Annotated in this window: 13 protein-coding genes; 12 read left to right on the top strand and 1 reads right to left on the bottom strand. The window is 58.5% G+C overall.

Features of this window, described 5'->3' with window-relative positions; genetic code table 11:
- Positions 1 to 122: 122 nt before the first annotated feature.
- From ACIF4X_RS01655 to ACIF4X_RS01600, 12 genes are all read left to right on the top strand, one after another.
- Positions 123 to 1646, top strand: a complete 1524-nt coding sequence (locus tag ACIF4X_RS01655) for a hypothetical protein (RefSeq protein ID WP_397480664.1) — start codon at positions 123 to 125, stop codon at positions 1644 to 1646.
- Positions 1643 to 2587, top strand: a complete 945-nt coding sequence (locus tag ACIF4X_RS01650; protein ID WP_397480663.1) for an HNH endonuclease — start codon at positions 1643 to 1645, stop codon at positions 2585 to 2587. Before ACIF4X_RS01655 ends, ACIF4X_RS01650 begins: the two co-directional genes overlap by 4 nt.
- A 436-nt stretch (positions 2588 to 3023) precedes the next feature.
- Entirely contained in the window at positions 3024 to 4469 is a 1446-nt protein-coding gene (locus tag ACIF4X_RS01645; protein ID WP_397480662.1) for a serralysin family metalloprotease, read from the top strand.
- A 93-nt stretch (positions 4470 to 4562) separates the two neighbouring features.
- Positions 4563 to 4991 carry an AprI/Inh family metalloprotease inhibitor gene (locus ACIF4X_RS01640; RefSeq protein ID WP_397480661.1) on the top strand — a complete coding sequence of 143 codons (429 nt, stop codon included), beginning with the start codon at positions 4563 to 4565 and terminating at the stop codon, positions 4989 to 4991.
- Between the two features lie 202 nt (positions 4992 to 5193).
- A complete protein-coding gene (locus tag ACIF4X_RS01635; RefSeq protein WP_397480660.1) occupies positions 5194 to 6969 on the top strand; it encodes a type I secretion system permease/ATPase in 1776 nt (591 codons plus the stop codon).
- Entirely contained in the window at positions 6966 to 8315 is a 1350-nt protein-coding gene (locus ACIF4X_RS01630; RefSeq protein WP_397480659.1) for an HlyD family type I secretion periplasmic adaptor subunit, read from the top strand. Before ACIF4X_RS01635 ends, ACIF4X_RS01630 begins: the two co-directional genes overlap by 4 nt.
- A gap of 2 nt (positions 8316 to 8317) precedes the next feature.
- Entirely contained in the window at positions 8318 to 9688 is a 1371-nt protein-coding gene (locus ACIF4X_RS01625) for a TolC family outer membrane protein (protein WP_397480658.1), read from the top strand.
- A 321-nt stretch (positions 9689 to 10009) separates the two neighbouring features.
- Positions 10010 to 12961, top strand: a complete 2952-nt coding sequence (locus tag ACIF4X_RS01620) for an autotransporter domain-containing protein (RefSeq protein ID WP_397480657.1) — start codon at positions 10010 to 10012, stop codon at positions 12959 to 12961.
- A gap of 157 nt (positions 12962 to 13118) precedes the next feature.
- A complete protein-coding gene (locus ACIF4X_RS01615; protein WP_397480656.1) occupies positions 13119 to 16196 on the top strand; it encodes an autotransporter domain-containing protein in 3078 nt (1025 codons plus the stop codon).
- Between the two features lie 57 nt (positions 16197 to 16253).
- On the top strand, positions 16254 to 17942 hold the full coding sequence (locus ACIF4X_RS01610; protein ID WP_397480655.1) for a polyurethanase: 1689 nt from the start codon (positions 16254 to 16256) through the stop codon (positions 17940 to 17942).
- Positions 17943 to 18151: 209 nt separating this feature from the next.
- On the top strand, positions 18152 to 20005 hold the full coding sequence (locus tag ACIF4X_RS01605; RefSeq protein WP_397480654.1) for a polyurethanase: 1854 nt from the start codon (positions 18152 to 18154) through the stop codon (positions 20003 to 20005).
- A 241-nt stretch (positions 20006 to 20246) separates the two neighbouring features.
- Positions 20247 to 20621, top strand: coding sequence for a hypothetical protein (locus ACIF4X_RS01600; protein WP_397480653.1), 375 nt, complete (start codon positions 20247 to 20249; stop codon positions 20619 to 20621).
- A 158-nt stretch (positions 20622 to 20779) separates the two neighbouring features.
- Here the strand turns inward: ACIF4X_RS01600 and ACIF4X_RS01595 are convergent, their stop codons facing one another.
- A complete protein-coding gene (locus ACIF4X_RS01595) occupies positions 20780 to 21004 on the bottom strand; it encodes a YgdI/YgdR family lipoprotein (protein ID WP_077572987.1) in 225 nt (74 codons plus the stop codon).
- Positions 21005 to 21182 lie beyond the last annotated feature (178 nt).

Raw genomic sequence — 21182 nt, 5'->3', positions numbered from 1 at the left:
GCACCATCATCAGTGCATTCTGCTTGTCAAAAATGCGACTGCTGTGCTCCCATTACCGGCTATGAATGACAAAGTAAAGGTGTCAAGGAAATGCTCTGCGAGATCAAAAAAGGGATGAATTAATGCTTACCAGAATCATCTTTCCAGCCAATGAAATAAATTTACGATCAGTTCATCCTGACGGCTCGGTAAATTCGCATAACATATTTGGTGTTGATTCGATATCTTTGTTGATCGGTCATAATGGGGCAGGAAAAACCCATGTGCTTAAAGACCTGATCTACGAATTTCGGCAAGGAGGAGCAACCAAAATTTCGAGTAGGTGTATTCTTAAAGCAGAACCAGAAAATGGCGACATTAAGGATTACCTAAAGAAGGAGTGGGGCCTGGTTTACTTCACACCGGTGCCGCACGGCGGACGGGTCAGTCGTTCAAACAGAATCTGTGATGCATCTCCAAAATCCAATCGGCCACTTAATGCCTTTGACTTGAAAGATCAAACCGACCTTCTGAAAGGTTTTGGGGTCAAGACAAAATTAAAGGCTACGTTGAAGGTCGATCGAAAAAAAGTCATTTGCTATTTTTTGGATATCGCTTCTTCAATAAAGAATGATGAGTTCGGCGAGCGCCTGTTAGGTCGACATTTTCAGGGTTTCAAAGGCTTTTGCGCCGATATAAAGGAGCGAAGAACTACCTTTGGCATGGTTGCTGGTGTGTTGTTAAGGAAAAGCAAGAATGATGGGCACATGGCGGAGACACTGCATTCGTTCATTACTGAATTAGATAAGCGTTTTTTTAAAGAATGTGACTTGATAAAGGTCTTCTCAGTGTTTGCTGTTGTTGAGCATCAAATGAGCTCCGGGTTGCAGCGGCGCCAATTGTTTGCAGAGGTTGTTCGCTCTTTTTTTGGTATCGAACTGATGGAGGGGCTCGGTCAAGGCATAAGTCCGGTTATTGCACCTGAATTTATCGAAAAGTGCAGAGAGGTTGAGGATTTTGTGAGGAATAATGGGCTGAAAATAACCAAAAGTTCAACTTTCGGTTTTTCCTCCAATATTGATGACGCCATGAGCCGAAAATTGCTCGGAGGCGGCTTCCTTTCCCGAATCATCAATTTGGGCTGGAAGGGACTCAGTTCTGGTGAGTGGGCGCTGCTCAGCCAAATGCATCTGATTTCGCGTGCTGTAGAAACCCTTGTAAAGAATGGTGCTACGTCGATTTTGATATTGATTGATGAGGGAGATGCCTTTCTGCACCTGGAATGGCAGCGTCGCTACATCGGGGAAATCGACAAGTTTTTACTCCTGACCAAAGAGCGTCTGGGATTGGACACTATACAGGTCATCATTGCCACGCATTCGCCTCTATTGGCTTCGGACGTTCCCTCAGAATATGTGTGCCGCCTGGGGAAAGACTCGAAAGATCCTGTTCCAAGTTTTGCCGCGCCGTTGCAAACATTGTTGAATCTTTCTTTTTCTGCAAAATCCATCGGTCAGCATGCGATTGAAACGGTAAATGAAACAATTGTCAGAATTGAATCTCGCACAATGACGGAGCTTGATCATTATGTGGTTTCAATTGTTGATGATCCACTTATAAAAAGTGAGTTAGAGCGTTTGATGCAAATGAGTGGTTATACGTCATGATTGTCTCTATCGTTGGCAACTGGAACTCAGTAAAAAAATCGCACCGTCAATATCTTGAAAAGAAAATTGATAAATTTCTGAGGAGAAACGTTATTCACCACGGACCGCCTCTTCCAGCGTATTGTTTTATACGGCAAGCCAAAGCGGATATACTTTCTGACTCTCATGGTGATTTGAAGCGTTCGATAAGGCTATACCTCTCATACATTTCCAATCTTACTCCTGTCGAGGCGGAATTGTTTAATGTGATGTTAAATAAGTTGTTTAACTATGATGGTTTTACTTCAAAGGAGGGTGCATGGAATGCCTACTCTCTGTGTGGTGCATCCCCCAGTCGAACCTGCCCCTACTGCAATCAGGCTTTTGCATTTACAGTAACAGGAACGAAATTATCTTATCGGCCAACCTTGGATCATTATTACTCTCAAGAACATTATCCGCACTTGGCGCTAACGCTAAGTAATCTTGTTCCAAGTTGTTATGCTTGTAATTCGAGCTTGAAGGGGAGGGCTGATTTCTACACCGCACCTCATCTTCATCCTTTGTTTGACAAGGAGAATATTGAGTTCGATCTCGTACATCCTGATAAGAGTGTGATCGATATTCGTGCAGAGTTTGAAAGCGTCAAACATGAGTTGATTGTAAAGGCGCGAGCGATGACGGACTGCAAAAAGACAGACAGTTCACTGTCGACATTTTTGGTAAACGAACGTTACCTACAATCCTCCATTGAGGCTGTCAAATTTGCCAAAGCAAAAATTTCTTTCGATACAGACGTGCTCTCTTTGCTGACGTTTCCCCGTAAGACGCTGGAGAGCGAAATTCTTCAGTTCCACCCGAGTGATTACAGAGGGTCAATCTTGGGGAAAATGTACGAAAGCATCTATAGAGAACTGGAGCGTACCAAGAGCAAATTGAGAAGCCCCGTCGTTCGCGACTGAGGTACCTGGGTCGCTGAAGTGAATGTCCCGTGCGATTCGGGCCTGTTGGGGCTGCGATCACACTCTCGTTTCTTGAGGTTGCAGAGTTCATGTCGATTCATACCGATGATATCAATACACTGGCATCGCACTAATAAAGTGCAGGAAAGTGAGACGCGCCTAACAAAAAACAACTTACCCATATTTAATATTTAAATAGAAAATCGTCAGACAATTAGGCAAAAGCCGCGCAACTAAAACATTCTTTCATCCCCGCACGCTTTGTTTACGGCAGTTTTCCGAAACAGCCCGATTTGATCTAAAAAAAATCCTTTACGGCAGATTTCAAATTGTGTCAGGTTTCTGATGCCTTCATTGGGCGAGTGATAGGACGACCTCGCCAGAGATCGTCCTGTCGGACAAAAACTGTTCCATTGCTAAACAAGGAAGTGTGTTTATGTCGAAAGTTAAAACGAACGCTATTGATACCGCCGAACAGGCTTTCCAGCTGTCAGCCTTCAGCTCGGCGTACAACCAGATCAATAGCTTCAGCCATCAGTACGATCGTGGCGGCAACCTCACGGTCAATGGCAAACCCTCCTTCTCCGTCGATCAGGCCGCAACCCAGTTGCTGCGCGACGGCGCTGCCTACCAGGACAAGGACGGCAGCGGCAAGATCGAACTCACCTATACGTTCCTGACCTCGGCATCGTCCAGCACGATGAACAAGCACGGGATCAGCGGGTTCAGTCAGTTCAGTGCACAACAACAAGCCCAGGCCAAGCTCGCCATGCAATCCTGGGCCGACGTGGCCAACGTGACCTTCACCGAGAAAGCCACGGGCGGTGACGGCCATATGACCTTCGGTAACTACAGCGGCGGCCAGGATGGCGCTGCAGCGTTCGCTTATCTGCCAGGCACCGGCGCCGGTTATGACGGCACTTCGTGGTACCTGATCAACAGTGGCTACACACAGAACAAGAATCCGGATCTGAACAACTACGGTCGTCAGACCCTGACTCACGAGATCGGCCACAGTCTGGGCCTTGCTCACCCTGGTGACTACAACGCCGGCAATGGCAACCCGACCTACAACGACGCGTCCTACGGGCAAGACACCCGCGGCTACAGCGTCATGAGCTACTGGAGCGAAAGCAACACCAATCAGAACTTCAGCAAGGGCGGCGTCGAAGCGTATTCGTCCGGCCCGCTGATGGACGATATCGCTGCCATTCAGAAACTCTACGGTGCCAACACCACCACCCGTACCGGTGACACCACCTACGGCTTCAACTCCAACACTGGCCGCGATTTCCTCAGCGCTTCGTCGTCGAGTGACAAAGTGGTGTTCTCGGTGTGGGACGCGGGCGGCAAGGATACTCTGGACTTCTCGGGCTTCACCCAGAACCAGAAGATCAACCTCAATGACGCCTCGTTCTCCGACGTTGGCGGCCTGGTGGGCAACGTGTCCATCGCCAAAGGCGCGATCATCGAGAACGCAATCGGTGGTTCCGGCAACGATCTGCTGATCGGCAATAGCGTGGCCAACGAGCTGAAGGGCGGTGCCGGCAACGACATCCTCTACGGCGCCGGCGGTGCCGACAAGCTGTGGGGCGGTGCGGGTTCGGACACGTTCGTGTTTGCGGCCAGCTCCGATTCCAAGCCGGGTGCGATTGATCAGATCCTCGATTTCGTCAGCGGTCTGGACAAAATCGACCTGACCGGCATCACCAACGGCGCAGGCCTGCACTTCGTCAGCAGCTTCACCGGTGCCGCCGGTGACGCGGTCCTGACGTCGTCGGGCGGCAACAGCCTGCTGTCGGTGGACTTCTCCGGGCACGGCGTGGCTGATTTCCAGGTCAGCACTGTGGGCCAGGCAGCGACCAGCGACATCGTGGCGTGATGTAGCAGTGGAAAGCGGCGTGTGATGCGCCGCTTTCTTTGCTTGCATCGTGTTGATCGGTAAGCAAGGCTACACGCCGGAGCGAATATTCCCATGATCTGTAAAGCTTTTACCTACAAGGCAATGGCGTGGCTTTCGGCGGCGCTCATCATGATTTCAGGAGAAACCGGTATGGCAAGCAGCCTCAGACTCGAAGAACCCTCGGTGTTGGCCGGAAAGTGGCAGGCGACGTTGGCTACCCGCGGAGATGATCCACAAGCGCAAAAGCAGCAGGACAAACCTTCGAACACTTGCCTTCTGGAGCTGGAAAAAAACCAGACGTTGGGCCAGGGCGCCGATTGTCTCGGTGCATGGCTTGAACAAACCCCGATCGGCTGGTTTGTCGATCCTGACGGTCTGTCGATCACTGGCAAAGAAGGCTCAAGAATCCAGTTTTTCAGCCGACAACGTGACGGGCTTTATCTGACGACTTTGAAGTCAGGTCTGGTGATTACGCTAGAGCGCGCTGCGCAACAGCCCTGATTATCCAAGCGACGACAAGTTTTAATATAAAGCGCCACGCGATGGTTATAAATAACGCTGAGTGGCAACTGCACCGCATTTAATTGCGTAAGTTGTTATGAAAGTGTAAGCGGAAAACCACAAAAGCAAGTTCCGACGTTGTGCGGATAATTAATTCGAGTCTCGCCAATGAGTGGCGAGAGATACTTTCCAGGAATAACCAATGAAGATGGCGAAGGCCCCAGCCACCGCTCCCTTATTCAAGGCCTTGGGTGACTATAAAAGCATCCTGATCAGCGTCGGCTGCTTTACCGCGCTGATTAACGTGCTGATGCTGGTGCCCTCCATCTATATGCTCCAGGTCTACGACCGGGTGCTGTCGTCGCAGAACGAAACGACCCTGGCGATGCTGTCGTTGATGGTTGTCGGCTTCTTTGCCTTCATCGGCATGCTGGAAGTGATCCGCAGCTTTATCGTGATCCGCATCGGCAGTCAGTTGGAGCGCCGCTTCAACCTGCGTGTTTACAAAGCGGCGTTCGAACGCAACCTGTTCAAGGGCGAGGGTAACGCCGGGCAGTCGTTGGGCGACCTCACGCACATTCGCCAATTCGTCACCGGGCCTGCGCTGTTCGCGTTTTTCGATGCGCCGTGGTTCCCGGTCTATCTGTTTGTGATTTACCTGTTCAACGTTTGGCTCGGCGTGCTCGCCACGGCCGGCGCACTGTTGCTGATCGGGCTGGCCTGCCTCAACGAATACATGACCAAAAAGCCGCTGGGCGAAGCCGCCGGTTATTCGCAGAAGTCCAGCCAGTTGGCCACCAGCCATCTGCACAACGCCGAAACCATTCAGGCGATGGGCATGCTCGGCTCCCTGCGCAAGCGCTGGTTCCAGGTGCATTCGCGCTTCCTTGGTCTGCAAAACCAGGCCAGTGACACCGGTGCTGTGATCAGCTCGTTGAGCAAAACCCTGCGTTTGTGCCTGCAATCGTTGGTGCTGGGCCTGGGCGCCTTGCTGGTGATCAAGGGTGACATGACCGCCGGGATGATGATTGCCGGTTCGATTCTGATGGGCCGCGTGCTCAGCCCGATCGATCAGTTGATCGCGGTGTGGAAGCAGTGGAGCGGGGCGAAGCTGGCTTACCGTCGTCTCGATGCACTGCTGCAAGCGTTCCCGCCCAGCGACGACGCCATGGCGCTGCCACCGCCGAAAGGCCAGATCACTTTCGAACAGGTCAGTGCCGGCCCACCGGGGCAACGCGCGGCAACCCTGCAAATGGTCAATTTCAATCTGAATGCCGGCGAAGTGCTCGGTGTGCTCGGTGCATCCGGTTCCGGCAAATCGACGCTGGCCCGCGTACTGGTGGGTGTCTGGCCGACCCTCGGCGGCACCGTGCGGCTCGATGGTGCCGATATTCATCGCTGGAACCGCGATGACCTTGGCCCCTACATCGGTTATCTGCCGCAAGACATCGAGCTATTTAGCGGCAGCATCGCCGAAAACATTGCCCGTTTCAGCGAGGCCGATCCGCAGAAGGTCGTCGCCGCCGCGCAACAGGCCGGCGTGCACGAAATGATCCTGCGTCTGCCGCAAGGCTACGACACGCAACTGGGCGAGGACGGCAGTGGCTTGTCCGGCGGCCAGAAGCAGCGCGTGGCCCTGGCGCGTTCGATGTACGGCACGCCGAGCCTGGTGGTGCTGGATGAACCGAACTCCAACCTCGATACCGTCGGCGAAGCGGCACTGGCCAGCGCCATCGCAGCGCTCAAAGCCCAAGGCACCACGGTGGTACTGGTGACGCACCGTTCTTCGGTGTTGGCGCAGGCGGACAAGTTGCTGGTCCTCAATGATGGTCGTTTGCAGGCATTCGGTCCAAGCCAGGACGTGCTCAAGGCCCTTTCCGGCCAGCAGGAACAACAACGGGAAAAAGCTGCACAGGCACCGGGCGGGCTCAGCATGAGCCGACAGTATCAGCCCTCGACAAGGAATTCGGGTGTATGAGCAGCGCCAGCATGAACACTGAAAACGAAGCGAGCATGGAACACGCCTACATCACCGAACGCCCGGAGCGCGACGCGAAATTTTTCGCGCGCATGGGCTGGATTCTGGCCATCGTCGGCGCTGGCAGTTTCTTCACTTGGGCGGCATTGGCGCCGCTGGATCAAGGGATTCCGGTGCAAGGCACGGTTGTGGTCTCGGGCAAGCGCAAAGCCGTGCAGTCGATGAGCAGCGGCGTGGTCAGCCGGATTCTGGTGCGCGAAGGCGAAGTCGTGAAGCAGGGCCAGCCGCTGTTCCGCCTCGATCAAACACAAGTCGCCGCCGATGTGCAGTCGCTGCAAGCGCAATACCGCATGGCCTGGGCCAGCCTCGCGCGCTGGCAAGCCGAGCGCGACAACCTCAAGCAAGTGACCTTTCCGGCCGAACTTAGCAATGACCCGGATCCGCGTCTGGCATTGGTACTGGAAGGTCAGCGCCAACTGTTCAGCAGCCGTCGCGAGGCGTACTACCGCGAGCAGGCCGGACTGCGTGCGAGCATCGAAGGCGCCACCGCGCAACTGGCCGGCATGCGCCGCGCCCGCACCGATCTGAATGCCCAGGCCGACTCGCTGCTACAGCAGTTGAGCAATCTGCAACCGCTGGCCGACAACGGTTACATCCCGCGCAACCGCTTGATGGAATACCAGCGTCAACTGTCGCAGGTGCAGCAGCAACTGGCGGAAAACACCGGTGAAAGCGGCCGCGTGGAGCAGGGCATCCTCGAATCGCGGCTGAAGCTGCAACAGCACAGCGAGGAGTATCAAAAGGAAGTGCGCACGCAACTGGCCGACGCGCAGCTGAAAAGCGTGACCCTGTCGGAGCAACTGACTTCGGCCGGTTTCGACCTGCAGCACAGCGAAATCATCGCCACCGCCGACGGTGTCGCGGTCAACCTCGGCGTGCACACCGAAGGCGCCGTGGTGCGTCAGGGTGAAACGCTGCTGGAAATCGTCCCGCAAGGCACGACGCTGGAAGTGGAAGGGCACTTGCCGATCAACCTGATCGACAAGGTTGGCGCGCATTTGCCGGTGGACATCCTGTTTACCGCGTTCAACCAGAGCAAAACCCCGCGTGTACCGGGCGAAGTCAGCCTGATTTCCGCCGACCAGATGGTCGACGAGAAAACCGGCGTGCCGTACTACGTCCTGCGCAGCAGCGTCAGCGATCAGGCCATGGAAAAACTCAACGGTCTGGTGATCAAGCCCGGCATGCCGGCAGAAATGTTCGTGCGCACCGGCGAACGTTCACTCCTCAACTATCTGTTCAAACCGCTGCTCGACCGGGCCGGCTCCGCGTTGACCGAGGAATAAGGATGTTCGGCTGTATGAATAAGCTTTCCATGCTCGGGGCGGCAATGATGCTGCTCGCGAGTCACTCAGCAGTGGCGGCCATGGGGCCGTTCGAGATCTACGAACAGGCGTTGCGCAATGACCCGGTGTTCCTCGGGGCGATCAAGGAACGTGATGCGGGTCTGGAGAACCGTGCGATTGGCCGCGCCGGCCTGCTGCCGCGTATCGGTTACACCTACAACAAGGGCCGCAACACGTCGAAAGCCACCTCTCTGGATGAACGCGCACGTAACCGTACCGATGAGCGCAACTACAGCAGTTACGGCTCGGCCTTGACCCTGCAGCAACCGCTGCTCGACTACGAGGCGTATGCCGCGTATCGCAAAGGTGTCGCGCAGTCGTTGTTTGCCGATGAAAATTTTCGCGGCAAGAGTCAGGAACTGCTGGTTCGCGTGCTGGATAACTACACCAAAGCGCTGTTCGCACAGGATCAGATCGACATCGCTCAGGCGAAGAAGAAGGCCTACGAGCAGCAGTTCCAGCAGAACGAGCACATGTTCAAGCAAGGCGAGGGTACGCGCACCGACATTCTCGAGGCGGAGTCGCGCTATGAACTGGCGACTGCTGAGGAGATCGAGGCGCGCAACGAACAGGATGCCGCGCTGCGGGAGCTGGGTGCGCTGGTGGGCACGCCAGCGGTGGACATTGGTGATCTGGCGCCGCTGGGTCAAAACTTCCAGACCTTCGCGCTGATGCCTGCCAATTACGACACCTGGCACGAAATGGCGGTGAGCAATAACCCGAATCTGGCCTCGCAGCGCCAGGCCGTGGAAGTCGCGCGGTATGAAGTGGAGCGCAATCGCGCCGGGCACCTGCCGAAAGTCAGTGCTTACGCGTCGATGCGCCAGAACGAGTCGGAAAGCGGCAACACCTACAACCAGCGCTACGAAACCAACACCATCGGTTTCGAAGTCAGCGTGCCGTTGTATGCCGGTGGCGGTGTTTCGGCGTCGACGCGTCAGGCCAGCCGCACTATGGAACAGGCGGAGTACGAGCTTGATGGCAAGACGCGCGAAACACTGATCGAACTGCGGCGGCAGTTCAGTGCCTGCCTGTCCGGGGTGAGCAAACTGCGCGCTTATCAGAAAGCGCTGAGCTCGGCGGAAGCGCTGGTGGTGTCGACCAAGCAGAGCATTCTGGGTGGCGAACGGACCAACCTCGATGCGTTGAACGCCGAGCAGCAACTGTTCACCACGCGCCGCGATCTGGCGCAGGCGCGGTACGACTATTTGATGGCCTGGACCAAGTTGCATTACTACGCCGGGACCTTGAACGAGCAGGATCTGGCGCGGGTGGATGAGGCTTTTGTGGTCGCTCACCAGCCCTCACCCTAACCCTCTCCCAGAGGGAGAGGGGACCGATCCGGGGATATTCGAGAAGTACGCCGACCTGATCGAGCGGCACCGAATCCAACACCGACCCGGTTTTCCAGGTCGATGCATGACGCAAGACACCTCGGTCAGCTCCCTTTCCTGGGGGAGAGGGCTGGGGTGAGGGAAATGCTCTACCGAATCCACAATCGACGCGGTTTTCCAGGTCGATGCATGACGCAAGACCCCGCGGTCAGCTCCCTCTCCTGGGGGAGAGGGCTGGGGTGAGGGGAACAGGCAACACCGCAAAGAACCTGCATAAAACAATAAAAGTGAGTGGTGAACATGGACGTACGCATCAAGCCGATTTCGGTCGGCACTCTGCTGCTTGTGATTTCTGCAACCCAGGCGCAGGCCCAGTATCTCGAAGCCGGCCAACCCGGCGATCCCGGCAGTTGGCGCAGCGCTGAATTCCTCCGCGACTGGGGCTTGAGCCGCATGCAGGCCGAGCAAGCCTACGCCGCCGGCATCACCGGCAAAGGCGTGAAAATCGGCGCGCTCGATTCCGGTTTCGATGCCGCCCACCCGGAATTCGCCAGCGACCGTTATCACCCGGTCACGGCCAGCGGCAGCTACATCGACGGTTCACTGTTCAACGTCAATGGCACCCTCAATCCCAATAACGACTCGCACGGCACCCACGTCGTCGGCACCATGGGCGCCTCGCGCGATGGCGGCGGCATGCACGGCGTGGCGTACAACGCGCAGATCTACGTCGGCAACACCAACAAGAACGACAGCTTCCTGTTTGGCCCCAACCCCGATCCGCGCTATTTCAAAGCGGTGTATGACGCGCTCGCCGAGGCCGGCGTGCGCGCGATCAACAACAGTTGGGGCAGCCAGCCGCCGGATGTCAGCTACCGCACCCTGGCCGATCTGCACGCCGCTTACGCCCAGCACTGGAACAAAGGCACGTGGCTCGACGCGGCAGCCGATGTTTCCCGGCGCGGCGTGATCAACGTGTTCAGCGCCGGCAACAGCGGTTATCCGAATGCCAGCGTGCGTTCCGCGTTGCCATACTTTCAACCGGATCTGGAAGGTCACTGGCTGGCCGTGTCGGGCCTCGATCAAAGCAATCAGCAGAAGTACAACCAGTGCGGCCTCGCCAAATACTGGTGCATCACCACGCCGGGGGCGAAGATCGACAGCACTGTTCCCGGTGGCGGTTACGCGATCAAGTCCGGTACCTCGATGTCGGCGCCGCATGCGACCGGCGCGCTGGCGCTGGTGATGGAACGCTACCCGTACATGAACAATCAGCAGGCGCTCGAAGTGCTGCTGACCACCGCGACGCAACTGGATGGTTCGGTCACCGATGCGCCGACCGAGCGCGTCGGTTGGGGCGTGGCCAATCTGAATCGGGCGATGCGCGGGCCGGGGCAGTTGCTCGGTGCGTTTGACGCCAGTCTGGGTGCCGGGCAGCGCGATGTCTGGAGCAATGACATCTCTGACAGGGCGCTGATTCAGCGGCAGAGTGAAGACCTCGCCGAGCACAGTGCCTGGCAGCAAACCCTGCAAGACAAGGGCTGGCAGAACGGCGTTGCCGCTGGCGCGAGCCAACAGGATCAGACCGACTACGCAGTCGGCACCGCTCGCGATGCAGCCGCGGCGAATCGTGTGTATCAGGGCAGCCTGATCAAGTCCGGCGGTGGGCAGTTGATTCTCACCGGCGATAACACGTATCGCGGTGCGACCACGGTCAATGGCGGCTTGCTGACGGTCAACGGTTCGCTGACTTCCGCTGTGACGGTGAACGACAGTGGCACCCTCGGTGGTTCCGGGCGGATCGGTGCGTTGACCGCCAACAGCGGTGCTCGCGTGGCGCCGGGCAACTCCATCGGTACTTTGAACGTTGCCGGTGACGTGACGTTCGCGCCCGGTTCGACTTACGCCGTTGAACTGTCGCCGACCAGCAGCGACCGCATCGTTGCAGGCGGCACCGCCAGCATCCGCGGCGCCACCGTCAGCCTGTCGCTGGAAAACAGCCCGACGCTGCTCAGCACCACCGAGGTGCAAAGCCTGCTCGGTCGCCAGTACGACATCCTGCAGGCGGCCGGTGGGGTTCAGGGCCAGTTCGGTGCCGTGCTGCCGAACTACCTGTTTATCGGCGGCAGCCTCGATTACGCCGCCAACGGTATTCAACTCGGTATCGAACGTAATGCGACATCCTTCGCCAGCGTCGGGCAAACGCCAAACCAGCGCTCGGTGGCCGTTGCCGTCGAAGGTCTGGGCGCCGGCAACGCGGTGTATGAAAGCCTGTTGCGCTCGCCAACAGCCGCTTCGGCGCAACAAGCCTTCCAGCAGTTGAGCGGAGAAATCTATCCGGCGTTGAGTTCGATGCTGATCAATGACAGCCGCCAGTTGCGCGACGCGGTGGGCGAACGTCTGCACGATACACACACGGCGCAAAGCAATGGCTGGATCAAAGCCCTCGGCGCGTGGGGCACGACCGATTCGAGCCACGACACGGCAGGCTACAGCACCTCGATTGGCGGCCTGCTGGCCGGCGTTGACGGCGCACTGGACGAGCAGACTCGCATCGGTCTGGTCACCGGTTACAGCGACAGCTCACTGAGCATGGGTTCGGGTACGCATTCCTCGGCCAAGGTCGACAGCTATCACCTCGGCGCGTACGCCGGTCGTGAAATCGGCGCGTGGCGCTTGAGCACTGGTGCGGCTTACAGCTGGCATCGCGCCGATGTGAAGCGCGATCTGCAATACGGCAACGTCAGCGGCAAACAGAAAGCCAAGGTCGACGCGGCGACCACGCAAGTGTTCGGCGAAGCGGCTTACCGCTTGCACCTGCAACCGCTGGCGCTGGAACCGTTCGCCAACCTTGCCTACGTGCATCTGGACACCGAAGGTTTGACCGAGAAGGGCGACGCTGCTGCGTTGAAAAACTCCGGCGATCAACGTGACGCCGTGCTGAGCACCCTCGGCGTGCGGGCGATCAAAACTTTCAATTTTTCGGCGCAACAATCACTCGACGTGAGTGGCCACCTCGGCTGGCAGCACAGCCTCAGCGACATCGATTCCGAGCAGCATCTGCGCTTTGCCAGCGGCGGCACGCCGTACGCGGTGGAGAGCTCGGCGCTGGTGCGCGATGCCGCGCTGGTTGGCGTGCAGGCCAGCCTCGCGTTGAGCAAAGACGTACGTGTGAACCTCGATTACAACGGACAACTGGCCAATCGCGAGAAGCTTCATGGCGTTGGCCTGAGCCTGAACTGGCAGTTCTAAACGCCGCGCTCCGATCGTTGATCGTTCCCACGCTCTGCGTGGGAATGCAGCCCGTGACGCTCCGCGTCACTGGACGCAGAGCGTCCCTAGAGGCATTCCCACGCGGAGCGTGGGAACGATCAGGATTTTTCGCAACATCACTAAGGAAGGTCGCTGGATGAATAACAACAATACCCCCGCGCAAACGGGTGGCCGCTTTGCCCTGAAAACCCTCACGCTCGCCGTACTCTGTGCGATCGGCACAGCCCATGCCGCGCCCTACGTGGAGAACGGTCGCACGGGCGATCCGTCGAGTTGGCGCAGCGCCGAGTTTCAGGCCGATTGGGGCCTGGGCGCGATCGGTGCCGATCACGCTTACGCCGCCGGTTACACCGGTAAAGGTGTGAAACTGGGGATTTTTGACCAGCCGGTGTATGCCGCGCACCCGGAGTTTTCCGGCAGCAATAAAGTCGTCACTTTGGTCACCAGCGGGATCCGCGAATACACCGACCCGTACATCCCGGTCAAAGCCGGCGATGCGTTCCGCTATGACGGCTCGCCCTCGGTCGGTTCCGACGGCAAACTCGGCGCCCACGGCACCCACGTCGGCGGCATCGCCGCCGGCAGTCGCGACGGTGGTCCGATGCACGGCGTGGCGTTCGGTGCACAGATCATCAGCGCCGACAACGGTGACCCGGGCCCGGAAGACGGCATCGTTCGCGGTAACGACGGCGCGGTGTACAAGGCCGGTTGGGATGCACTGATCGCCAGCGGCGCGCGGATCATCAACAACAGCTGGGGCATCGGCATTACTGACCGTTTCGACCTCGGCGGCCGCGATCCGGCGTACCCGCACTTCACCGTCAATGACGCGCAAGTGCAGTTCAACGAGATCCGCACACTCCTCGGCACCAAACCCGGTGGTGCCTACGATGGCGCGATTGCCGCCGCGCGCAGCGGCATCGTGACGATCTTCGCCGCCGGCAACGACTACAACCTCAACAACCCGGACGCCATCGCCGGCCTCGGCTATTTCGTTCCCGACATCGCGCCGAACTGGATCACCGTCGCCGCGTTGCAGAAGAACCCGGACCTGGCCAGCGCCAACCCGTACATCATGAGTACGTTCTCTTCGCGCTGTGGCTACACCGCGAGTTTCTGCGTTTCGGCGCCGGGCACGAAAATCTTCAGCTCGATCATCGAAGGCACTAACGCCGACAACCTGACCACCGCCTACAAAAATTACAACGGCACCTCGATGGCCGCGCCACACGTGGCCGGTTCCATGGCGGTGTTGATGGAGCGCTTCCCGTACATGACTGGCGATCAAGTCGCCACGGTCTTGCGCACTACGGCCACCGACCTCGGCGCGCCGGGCATCGACGCCTTGTACGGCTGGGGCATGATCAACCTGCGCAAGGGCATCGACGGCCCGTCGATGTTCGTCACCGAGCAGGACATTCCGGCGGAATTCCGTATCGACGGCGCATATGGCTCCGGCCAGTTTGTCGCGGACCTGCCGGGCATCGGCGCGATCATCGATCAAGGCAAACCGACCGAACGCGTGTGCACCGACATCACTTGCGGCCTGGATACTTGGCGCAACGACATTTCCGGTCACGGCGGCTTGACCAAGCAAGGCCTCGGCACGCTGGTGCTGACCGGCGCGAACACTTACAGCGGCCCGACCCTGGTCAATCAGGGACGCCTGGCCATCAACGGTTCGCTGCAATCGGCGGTGACGGTGAATGACGGCGGTATCCTCGGCGGCAACGGCCGCATCGGCGCGCTGTCGGTGAACAGCGGCGGTACGGTCGCGCCGGGTAATTCCATCGGCACCCTGAACGTGGCCGGTGACGTGACATTTGCACCGGGTTCGACCTACGCCGTAGAGCTGTCGCCGACCAGCAGCGATCAGATCATCGCCACCGGCAAAGCGATCATTGAAGGCGCCACCGTGAGCATGTCGCTGGAAAACAGCCCGACGCTGCTGACCACCAACGAAGTGCAAAGCCTGCTCGGCACGCGCTACAACATCCTGCAAGCGGCTGACGGTATTGAAGGACGCTTCGGTCAGGTGTTGCCGGATTACGCCTTCCTCGGCGGCACGCTGGCGTACTCGGCGGATGGCATCCAGTTGGCGGTCGGGCGTAACGATGCCTCGTTCGCCAGCGTCGGTCTGACGCCAAACCAGCGCGCCGTCGGTGCGGCGGCGGAACGTCTGGGCGCCGGCAATGCGTTGTTCGAAACCCTGTTGCTGTCGCCGAATGCGGCGTCGGCGCAGCAGGCCTTCCAGCAACTGTCCGGCGAGATTCACCCGGCGATCGGCACGATGCTGATCAACGACAGCCGTTACCTGCGCGAAGCCGTGGGCGAGCGTCTGCGTGAGCGTGACCTGTTCAACGCGGGTGCACCGACTGACGATCGCAGCAACGTCTGGGTCAAGGTGCTGGGTTCGTGGGGCAAAAGCGATGGCGGGCATGACAATGCCGACTCCAACAGCTCCATCGGTGGCTTGCTGGCCGGTGTCGATGGCTTGATCGCTGAAGATACCCGTCTGGGTTTCGTTACCGGTTATAGCGACAGCTCGTTGAGCATGGGCAGCGGCACGCATTCGTCGGCATCGGTCGACAGCTACCACTTGGGTGCGTACCTCGGGCATCAGATCGATGCGCTGCGTCTGACCGTCGGTGGCGCCTATAGCTGGCACCGTGTCGACGTCAAACGTGACCTGCAGTTCGGGGACGTCAGCGGTAAACAAAAGACCAAGCACGATGCCGCAACCACGCAAGTGTTCACCGAGGCCGCTTATGATCTGGGCCTGCAACCGATGAATCTGGAGCCGTTCGCCAATCTGTCTTACGTGCACCTGAACACTGAAAGTTTCACCGAAAAAGGTGACGCGGCAGCGCTGAAGGGTGGTGAGGACAATCGTGATGTGGTGCTGTCGACCCTCGGCGTGCGCGCCAAGCGCAGCTTCGCCTTGTCGGATCAGCATCAACTGGAACTGGGCGCGAGCCTGGGCTGGCAGCACAACCTGAACAACGTCGATGCCGACAGCCATCTGGCGTTCGCCAATGGCAACAGCGCGTTCACCGTGCAGGGCGTGTCGATGGATCGTGATGCGGCGGTGGTCGGCGTGCGGGCAGGTCTGGCGCTCAATCGCGATGTGCGGGTGAACCTGGATTACAACGGACTGATCGGTGACAACGAGAAAGATCACGGTGTGGGTCTGACCCTCGACTGGCAGTTCTAAGGTGTACCGGCAGCTCTTGGGAGAGCTGCCGGTTTTTGAAGGAAGAGAGAGCACAACATGGGACTGTTCGATTACAAGAATGCCGATGGCAAAGCGTTGTACAGCGACGCCATCGCACTGACGCTGTACGCCTACACGCCGACCGGCAAACCCTTGCCGGCCACCGCTTGGGCACCGGTCACAGCGACGGCGCTGGGTTATCAGGGCAAGGTCGGGCCACAAGGCACGTTCTTTGGCGAGAAGGATGGCTTCACCAGCGCCGAAGCCGAAGTGCTGGGTAAATACGACGCTGCCGGCAAACTGATCGGTATCGGCGTGGCCTTTCGTGGCACCGGCGGGCTCGGTTACAGCGACACCTTCGGCGACCTGAAAAACAACCTGCTGGCGGCTATCGGGCCGTCGGATTACGCGAGCAACTACGCGAAAAACGCCTTCGACAATCTGCTCAAGGCTGTCGCGGCGTTTGCCATTGCCAACGGCATCGCCGCCAAGGACGTGCTGCTCAGCGGCCACAGCCTCGGCGGCCTCGGCGTCAACAGCGTGGCCGAATTGAGCGCGAGCAACTGGGGCGGCTTCTTCAAGGACGCCAACTACATCACCTTCGCCTCGCCAACCCAAAGCAGCACCGGCAATAACGTGCTGAACATCGGTTTCGAGAACGACCCGGTGTTTCGCGTGCTCGACGGCACCACGTTCAGCAGCGCGTCGATGGGCAAACACGACAAGCCGCACGATTCGACCACCGACAATATCGTCAACTTCAACGACAACTACGCGTCCACCGCGCAGAACCTGGTGCCGTTCAGCATCATCAATCCGCTGAACTGGTCGGCCCACAGCTCGCTGGGGTATGCCGATGGCTTGAATCGGGTGATCGACTCGAAGTTCTACAACCTGACGCATAAAGACTCGACGATCATCGTCTCCAACCTGGAAGAGGCTTCTCGCGGCAAGACCTGGGTTGAAGATCTCGGCCGCAGCGGCGAGCCGCACACCGGCAGCACCTTCATCATCGGCACGCAAAGCAGCGACTGGCTCAAGGGCGGCGCGGGCAACGACTTCCTCGAAGGCCTGGGTGGCGATGACCGTTTCCGTGATGACGGCGGCTATAACATCCTGCTCGGTGGCCAGGGGCACAACACCTTCGAACTGCAAAAACCGTTGCAGAACTTCAGCTTCGCCAACGACGGTGACGGCACGCTGTACGTGCGCGACGCCTACGGCGGCATCAGCATGACCCGCGACATCGGCGCACTGGTGAGCAAGGAGTCGGGTTCGTGGTGGGGCAGCAAGGAAATCACCTGGGGCGTCACGGCCAAAGGTTTGACCAATGGCAGCGAGCTGACCCAGTACAACCATTCGCTCAGCGGCGATGGCTACGGCAATGCGCTGCATGCCACGGCTGACGGTGACTGGCTGTTCGGCCTCGGCGGCGATGACAAACTGATCAGCGACAAGGGCCATGTGACCTTTGTCGGTGGTGCCGGCAATGACGTGATGAGCGCAGTGGGTGGCAACAACACCTTCCTGTTCAGCGGTGCGTTCGGTTTCGATGCCATCAACGGTTATCAGGGCAGCGACAAACTGGTGTTCATGGGCGTTGAAGGCGCGGGGCAGGGCTACGACTATAAGCAGCACGCGTCGCAGACCGGCAACGATACCGTGCTGAAGATTGGCGACTATGCCGTGACCCTGATCGGGGTGGGAGTGGCTAACCTGTCGGACTCGGCGTTCGTGTTCGCCTAAACAGTAATCCTGTAGGAGCTGTCGAGTGAAACGAGGCTGCGATCTTTTGATCTTGCTTTTAAGAGCAAAGTCAAAAGATCGCAGCCTTCGGCAGCTCCTACAAATGTCGCGTTAAAGAAGTGTTGTATCGAAATGCTCCGGGGCGTCCCCGTGGGGCGCCCTGGCTGTGAGCTATCTCTAACAATTCCAACAAGAGAGAGGCAATAGCAATGGGTGTGTATGACTACAAGAACTTCGGCACAGCCGATTCCAAGGCGTTGTTCAGCGATGCCATGGCGATCACGCTGTATTCCTATCACAACCTCGATAACGGCTTTGCCGCCGGTTATCAGCACAACGGTTTCGGTCTGGGCCTGCCCGCCACGCTGGTCACGGCGCTGCTCGGCGGCACCGATTCGCAAGGGGTGATTCCCGGCATTCCGTGGAACCCCGACTCGGAAAAACTCGCCCTCGACGCCGTAAAAAAGGCCGGATGGACGCCCATCACCGCCTCGCAACTGGGCTACGACGGCAAGACCGACGCGCGGGGCACCTTCTTCGGCGAGAAGGCCGGTTACACCACCGCGCAAGTGGAAATCCTCGGCAAGTACGACGCCCAGGGCCATCTCACGGAACTTGGCATTGCCTTTCGTGGCACCAGCGGCCCACGGGAAAACCTGATCCTCGACTCGATCGGCGACGTGATCAACGACCTGCTCGCCGCCTTCGGTCCCAAGGACTACGCCAAGAATTACGTCGGCGAAGCGTTCGGCAATCTGCTCAATGATGTGGTGGCGTTTGCCAAGGCCAACGGCCTCAGCGGCAAGGACGTGCTGGTCAGCGGTCACAGCCTCGGCGGCCTGGCGGTCAACAGCATGGCGGATCTGAGTGGCGGCAAGTGGGGCGGTTTCTTTGCCGATTCCAACTACATCGCCTACGCCTCGCCAACGCAAAGCAGCACCGACAAAGTGCTCAACGTCGGCTACGAAAACGACCCGGTGTTCCGCGCCCTCGACGGCTCGACCTTCACGGGCGCCTCTGTCGGCGTGCACGATGCGCCCAAGGCGTCGGCCACCGACAACATCGTCAGCTTCAACGATCACTACGCCTCGACCGCGTGGAATCTGCTGCCGTACTCGATCCTCAACATTCCCACCTGGATCTCGCACTTGCCGACCGCGTATGGCGACGGTATGAACCGGGTGATCGACTCAAAATTCTACGACCTGACCAGCCGCGACTCGACGATCATTGTCGCCAACCTCTCGGATCCGGCGCGCGCCAACACCTGGGTGCAGGACCTCAACCGTAACGCCGAAACCCACAAGGGCAGCACGTTCATCATCGGCAGCGACGCCAATGACCTGATCCAGGGCGGCAGCGGCAACGATTACCTGGAAGGCCGCGCCGGCAATGACACCTTCCGCGACAGCGGCGGCTACAACGTCATTCTTGGCGGGCAGGGCAGCAACACCCTCGACCTGCAAAGTGCGGTGAAGAACTTCGACTTTGCCAACGACGGCGCCGGCAATCTGTACATCCGCGATGCCAACGGCGGGATCAGCATCACCCGCGATATCGGCAGCATTGTCACCAAGGAACCGGGGTTTCTCTGGGGGCTGTTCAAGGACGACGTGACCCACAGCGTCACGGCCAGCGGCTTGAAGGTCGGTAACAATGTCACTGCGTACGAATCCAGCGTCAAAGGCACCAGCGGCGCCGATACGCTCAAGGCGCATGCCGGTGGCGACTGGTTGTTCGGCCTGGACGGCAACGATCACCTGATTGGCGGCGCCGGTAATGACGTGTTTGTCGGCGGTGCCGGTAATGACCTGATGGAGTCGGGCGGCGGCGCGGATACGTTTCTGTTCAACGGTGCGTTCGGGCAGGACCGGGTGGTCGGTTACACGTCCAATGACAAACTGGTGTTTCTCGGCGTGCAGGGTGTGTTGCCGGCGGAGGATTTCCGGGCTCATGCTGCGACTGTCGGGCAGGATACGGTGCTGACGTTTGGCAATGATTCGGTGACGTTGGTCGGGGTGTCGCTGAACAGCCTGAGTGCTGACGGCATTGTGATTGCCTGATGTTGATCGGGCGCCAGTAAGGGCCCTTTCGCGAGCAGGCTCGCTCCCACACTGGATCTGTGTCGTTTACAAAACCCCTGTGGGAGCGAGCCTGCTCGCGAAGAACGATAACGCGGTTTCAAAAGTGACTCGATGGCCACGACCTGACTCAAACCCCTGCGAAAACAGGAAATGCGGCCTAAAGCCAGCACGTGCGCACACGTTCTATAGCTAGCCGCCATTGAGTACAGGAGATTCAAACGTGAAAGGTTTCAAGGGGTATGTCGGGTTTGTTGCACTGGCGCTGTGTTCGGCCAATGTCTGCGCCGATCTGCCTCAAAGTTCGATTCTGAGCCGTTACGGCGTCACCACCGATCAATTGCCGAGCCCGCCGAAATCCGACGCGGTCGAGCCGGTTGAAGAGAAGAGCCGCTTTCAGATTCAGCCCGAACAACCGTTCGTGACCCTGCGCCTGGGTGACGGTAAACAGCCGCAGACCACCGGCAATCTGAGCATCGATCGCATGGCGCAGCAGGATCTGGAACGCTGCCGACGCTTGCAGGGTGAAGTGGTCAAGCGGGGCGGCACGTACATGCCATGCGATGGCAGCATTCCCGGTATGCCTACCTTCGAATAACACGAAATTCCTGTGTGATGATCGTTCCCACGCTCTGCGTGGGAATGCCTCAACGGACGCTCCGCGTTCGGCTCTGGATGGGACGCGGAGCGTCCCGGGCTGCATTCCCACGCAGAGCGTGGGAACGATCGAGTGCGGAGCGTGGAAACTAGCGAAACCTAGTCTTCCTCGCGCACCGTGGCTACTTCATCGGCACGGACTTTCACCTTGGCCCCGGAAATATCCTCGAACTCATAGAAGCCGTCCTTGGTTTTGGTCTTCGGCATGTCCTTGGTCAGATACTGGGTGCCGTTCTGCAGGGTGACCACTGTCGGGGTCGAGCAACCGGCCAGTGCCAGCGCGGCAACGACGGCGAAAGGGATGCCCAGTGATTTGATTTTCATACCCACCTCTAAATCCTCATTCGATGTGATGCCGAGCATTGTCGGCCCTCTAACGCGGTTGGTGCCATCCCCGGAGGAAAAGTTCGATGGCCCGGCGAAAAAATGCCATTGATCATTTTCCGTTTGCGCCGGGCAGGGCACAGCTGTTATCTGTACGCATAACCAGTACTCGTTCGCC

The organism is Pseudomonas sp. NPDC085632, from assembly GCF_044541255.1.
Lineage (GTDB): Bacteria > Pseudomonadota > Gammaproteobacteria > Pseudomonadales > Pseudomonadaceae > Aquipseudomonas.
Note: the sequence above shows the minus strand (reverse complement) of the source record. Positions and strands in the feature narration are given on the sequence as shown.

Excerpts from the sequence above, each read along its gene's own strand:
- ACIF4X_RS01655 (WP_397480664.1), top strand. The coding sequence starts at position 123 with ATGCTTACCAGAATCATCTTTCCAGCCAATGAAATAAATTTACGATCA.
- ACIF4X_RS01635 (WP_397480660.1), top strand. The coding sequence starts at position 5,194 with ATGAAGATGGCGAAGGCCCCAGCCACCGCTCCCTTATTCAAGGCCTTG.
- ACIF4X_RS01595 (WP_077572987.1), bottom strand. The coding sequence starts at position 21,004 with ATGAAAATCAAATCACTGGGCATCCCTTTCGCCGTCGTTGCCGCGCTG.
- ACIF4X_RS01640 (WP_397480661.1), top strand. The coding sequence starts at position 4,563 with ATGATCTGTAAAGCTTTTACCTACAAGGCAATGGCGTGGCTTTCGGCG.
- ACIF4X_RS01630 (WP_397480659.1), top strand. The coding sequence starts at position 6,966 with ATGAGCAGCGCCAGCATGAACACTGAAAACGAAGCGAGCATGGAACAC.
- ACIF4X_RS01620 (WP_397480657.1), top strand. The coding sequence starts at position 10,010 with ATGGACGTACGCATCAAGCCGATTTCGGTCGGCACTCTGCTGCTTGTG.
- ACIF4X_RS01605 (WP_397480654.1), top strand. The coding sequence starts at position 18,152 with ATGGGTGTGTATGACTACAAGAACTTCGGCACAGCCGATTCCAAGGCG.
- ACIF4X_RS01615 (WP_397480656.1), top strand. The coding sequence starts at position 13,119 with ATGAATAACAACAATACCCCCGCGCAAACGGGTGGCCGCTTTGCCCTG.
- ACIF4X_RS01610 (WP_397480655.1), top strand. The coding sequence starts at position 16,254 with ATGGGACTGTTCGATTACAAGAATGCCGATGGCAAAGCGTTGTACAGC.
- ACIF4X_RS01645 (WP_397480662.1), top strand. The coding sequence starts at position 3,024 with ATGTCGAAAGTTAAAACGAACGCTATTGATACCGCCGAACAGGCTTTC.
- ACIF4X_RS01650 (WP_397480663.1), top strand. The coding sequence starts at position 1,643 with ATGATTGTCTCTATCGTTGGCAACTGGAACTCAGTAAAAAAATCGCAC.
- ACIF4X_RS01625 (WP_397480658.1), top strand. The coding sequence starts at position 8,318 with ATGTTCGGCTGTATGAATAAGCTTTCCATGCTCGGGGCGGCAATGATG.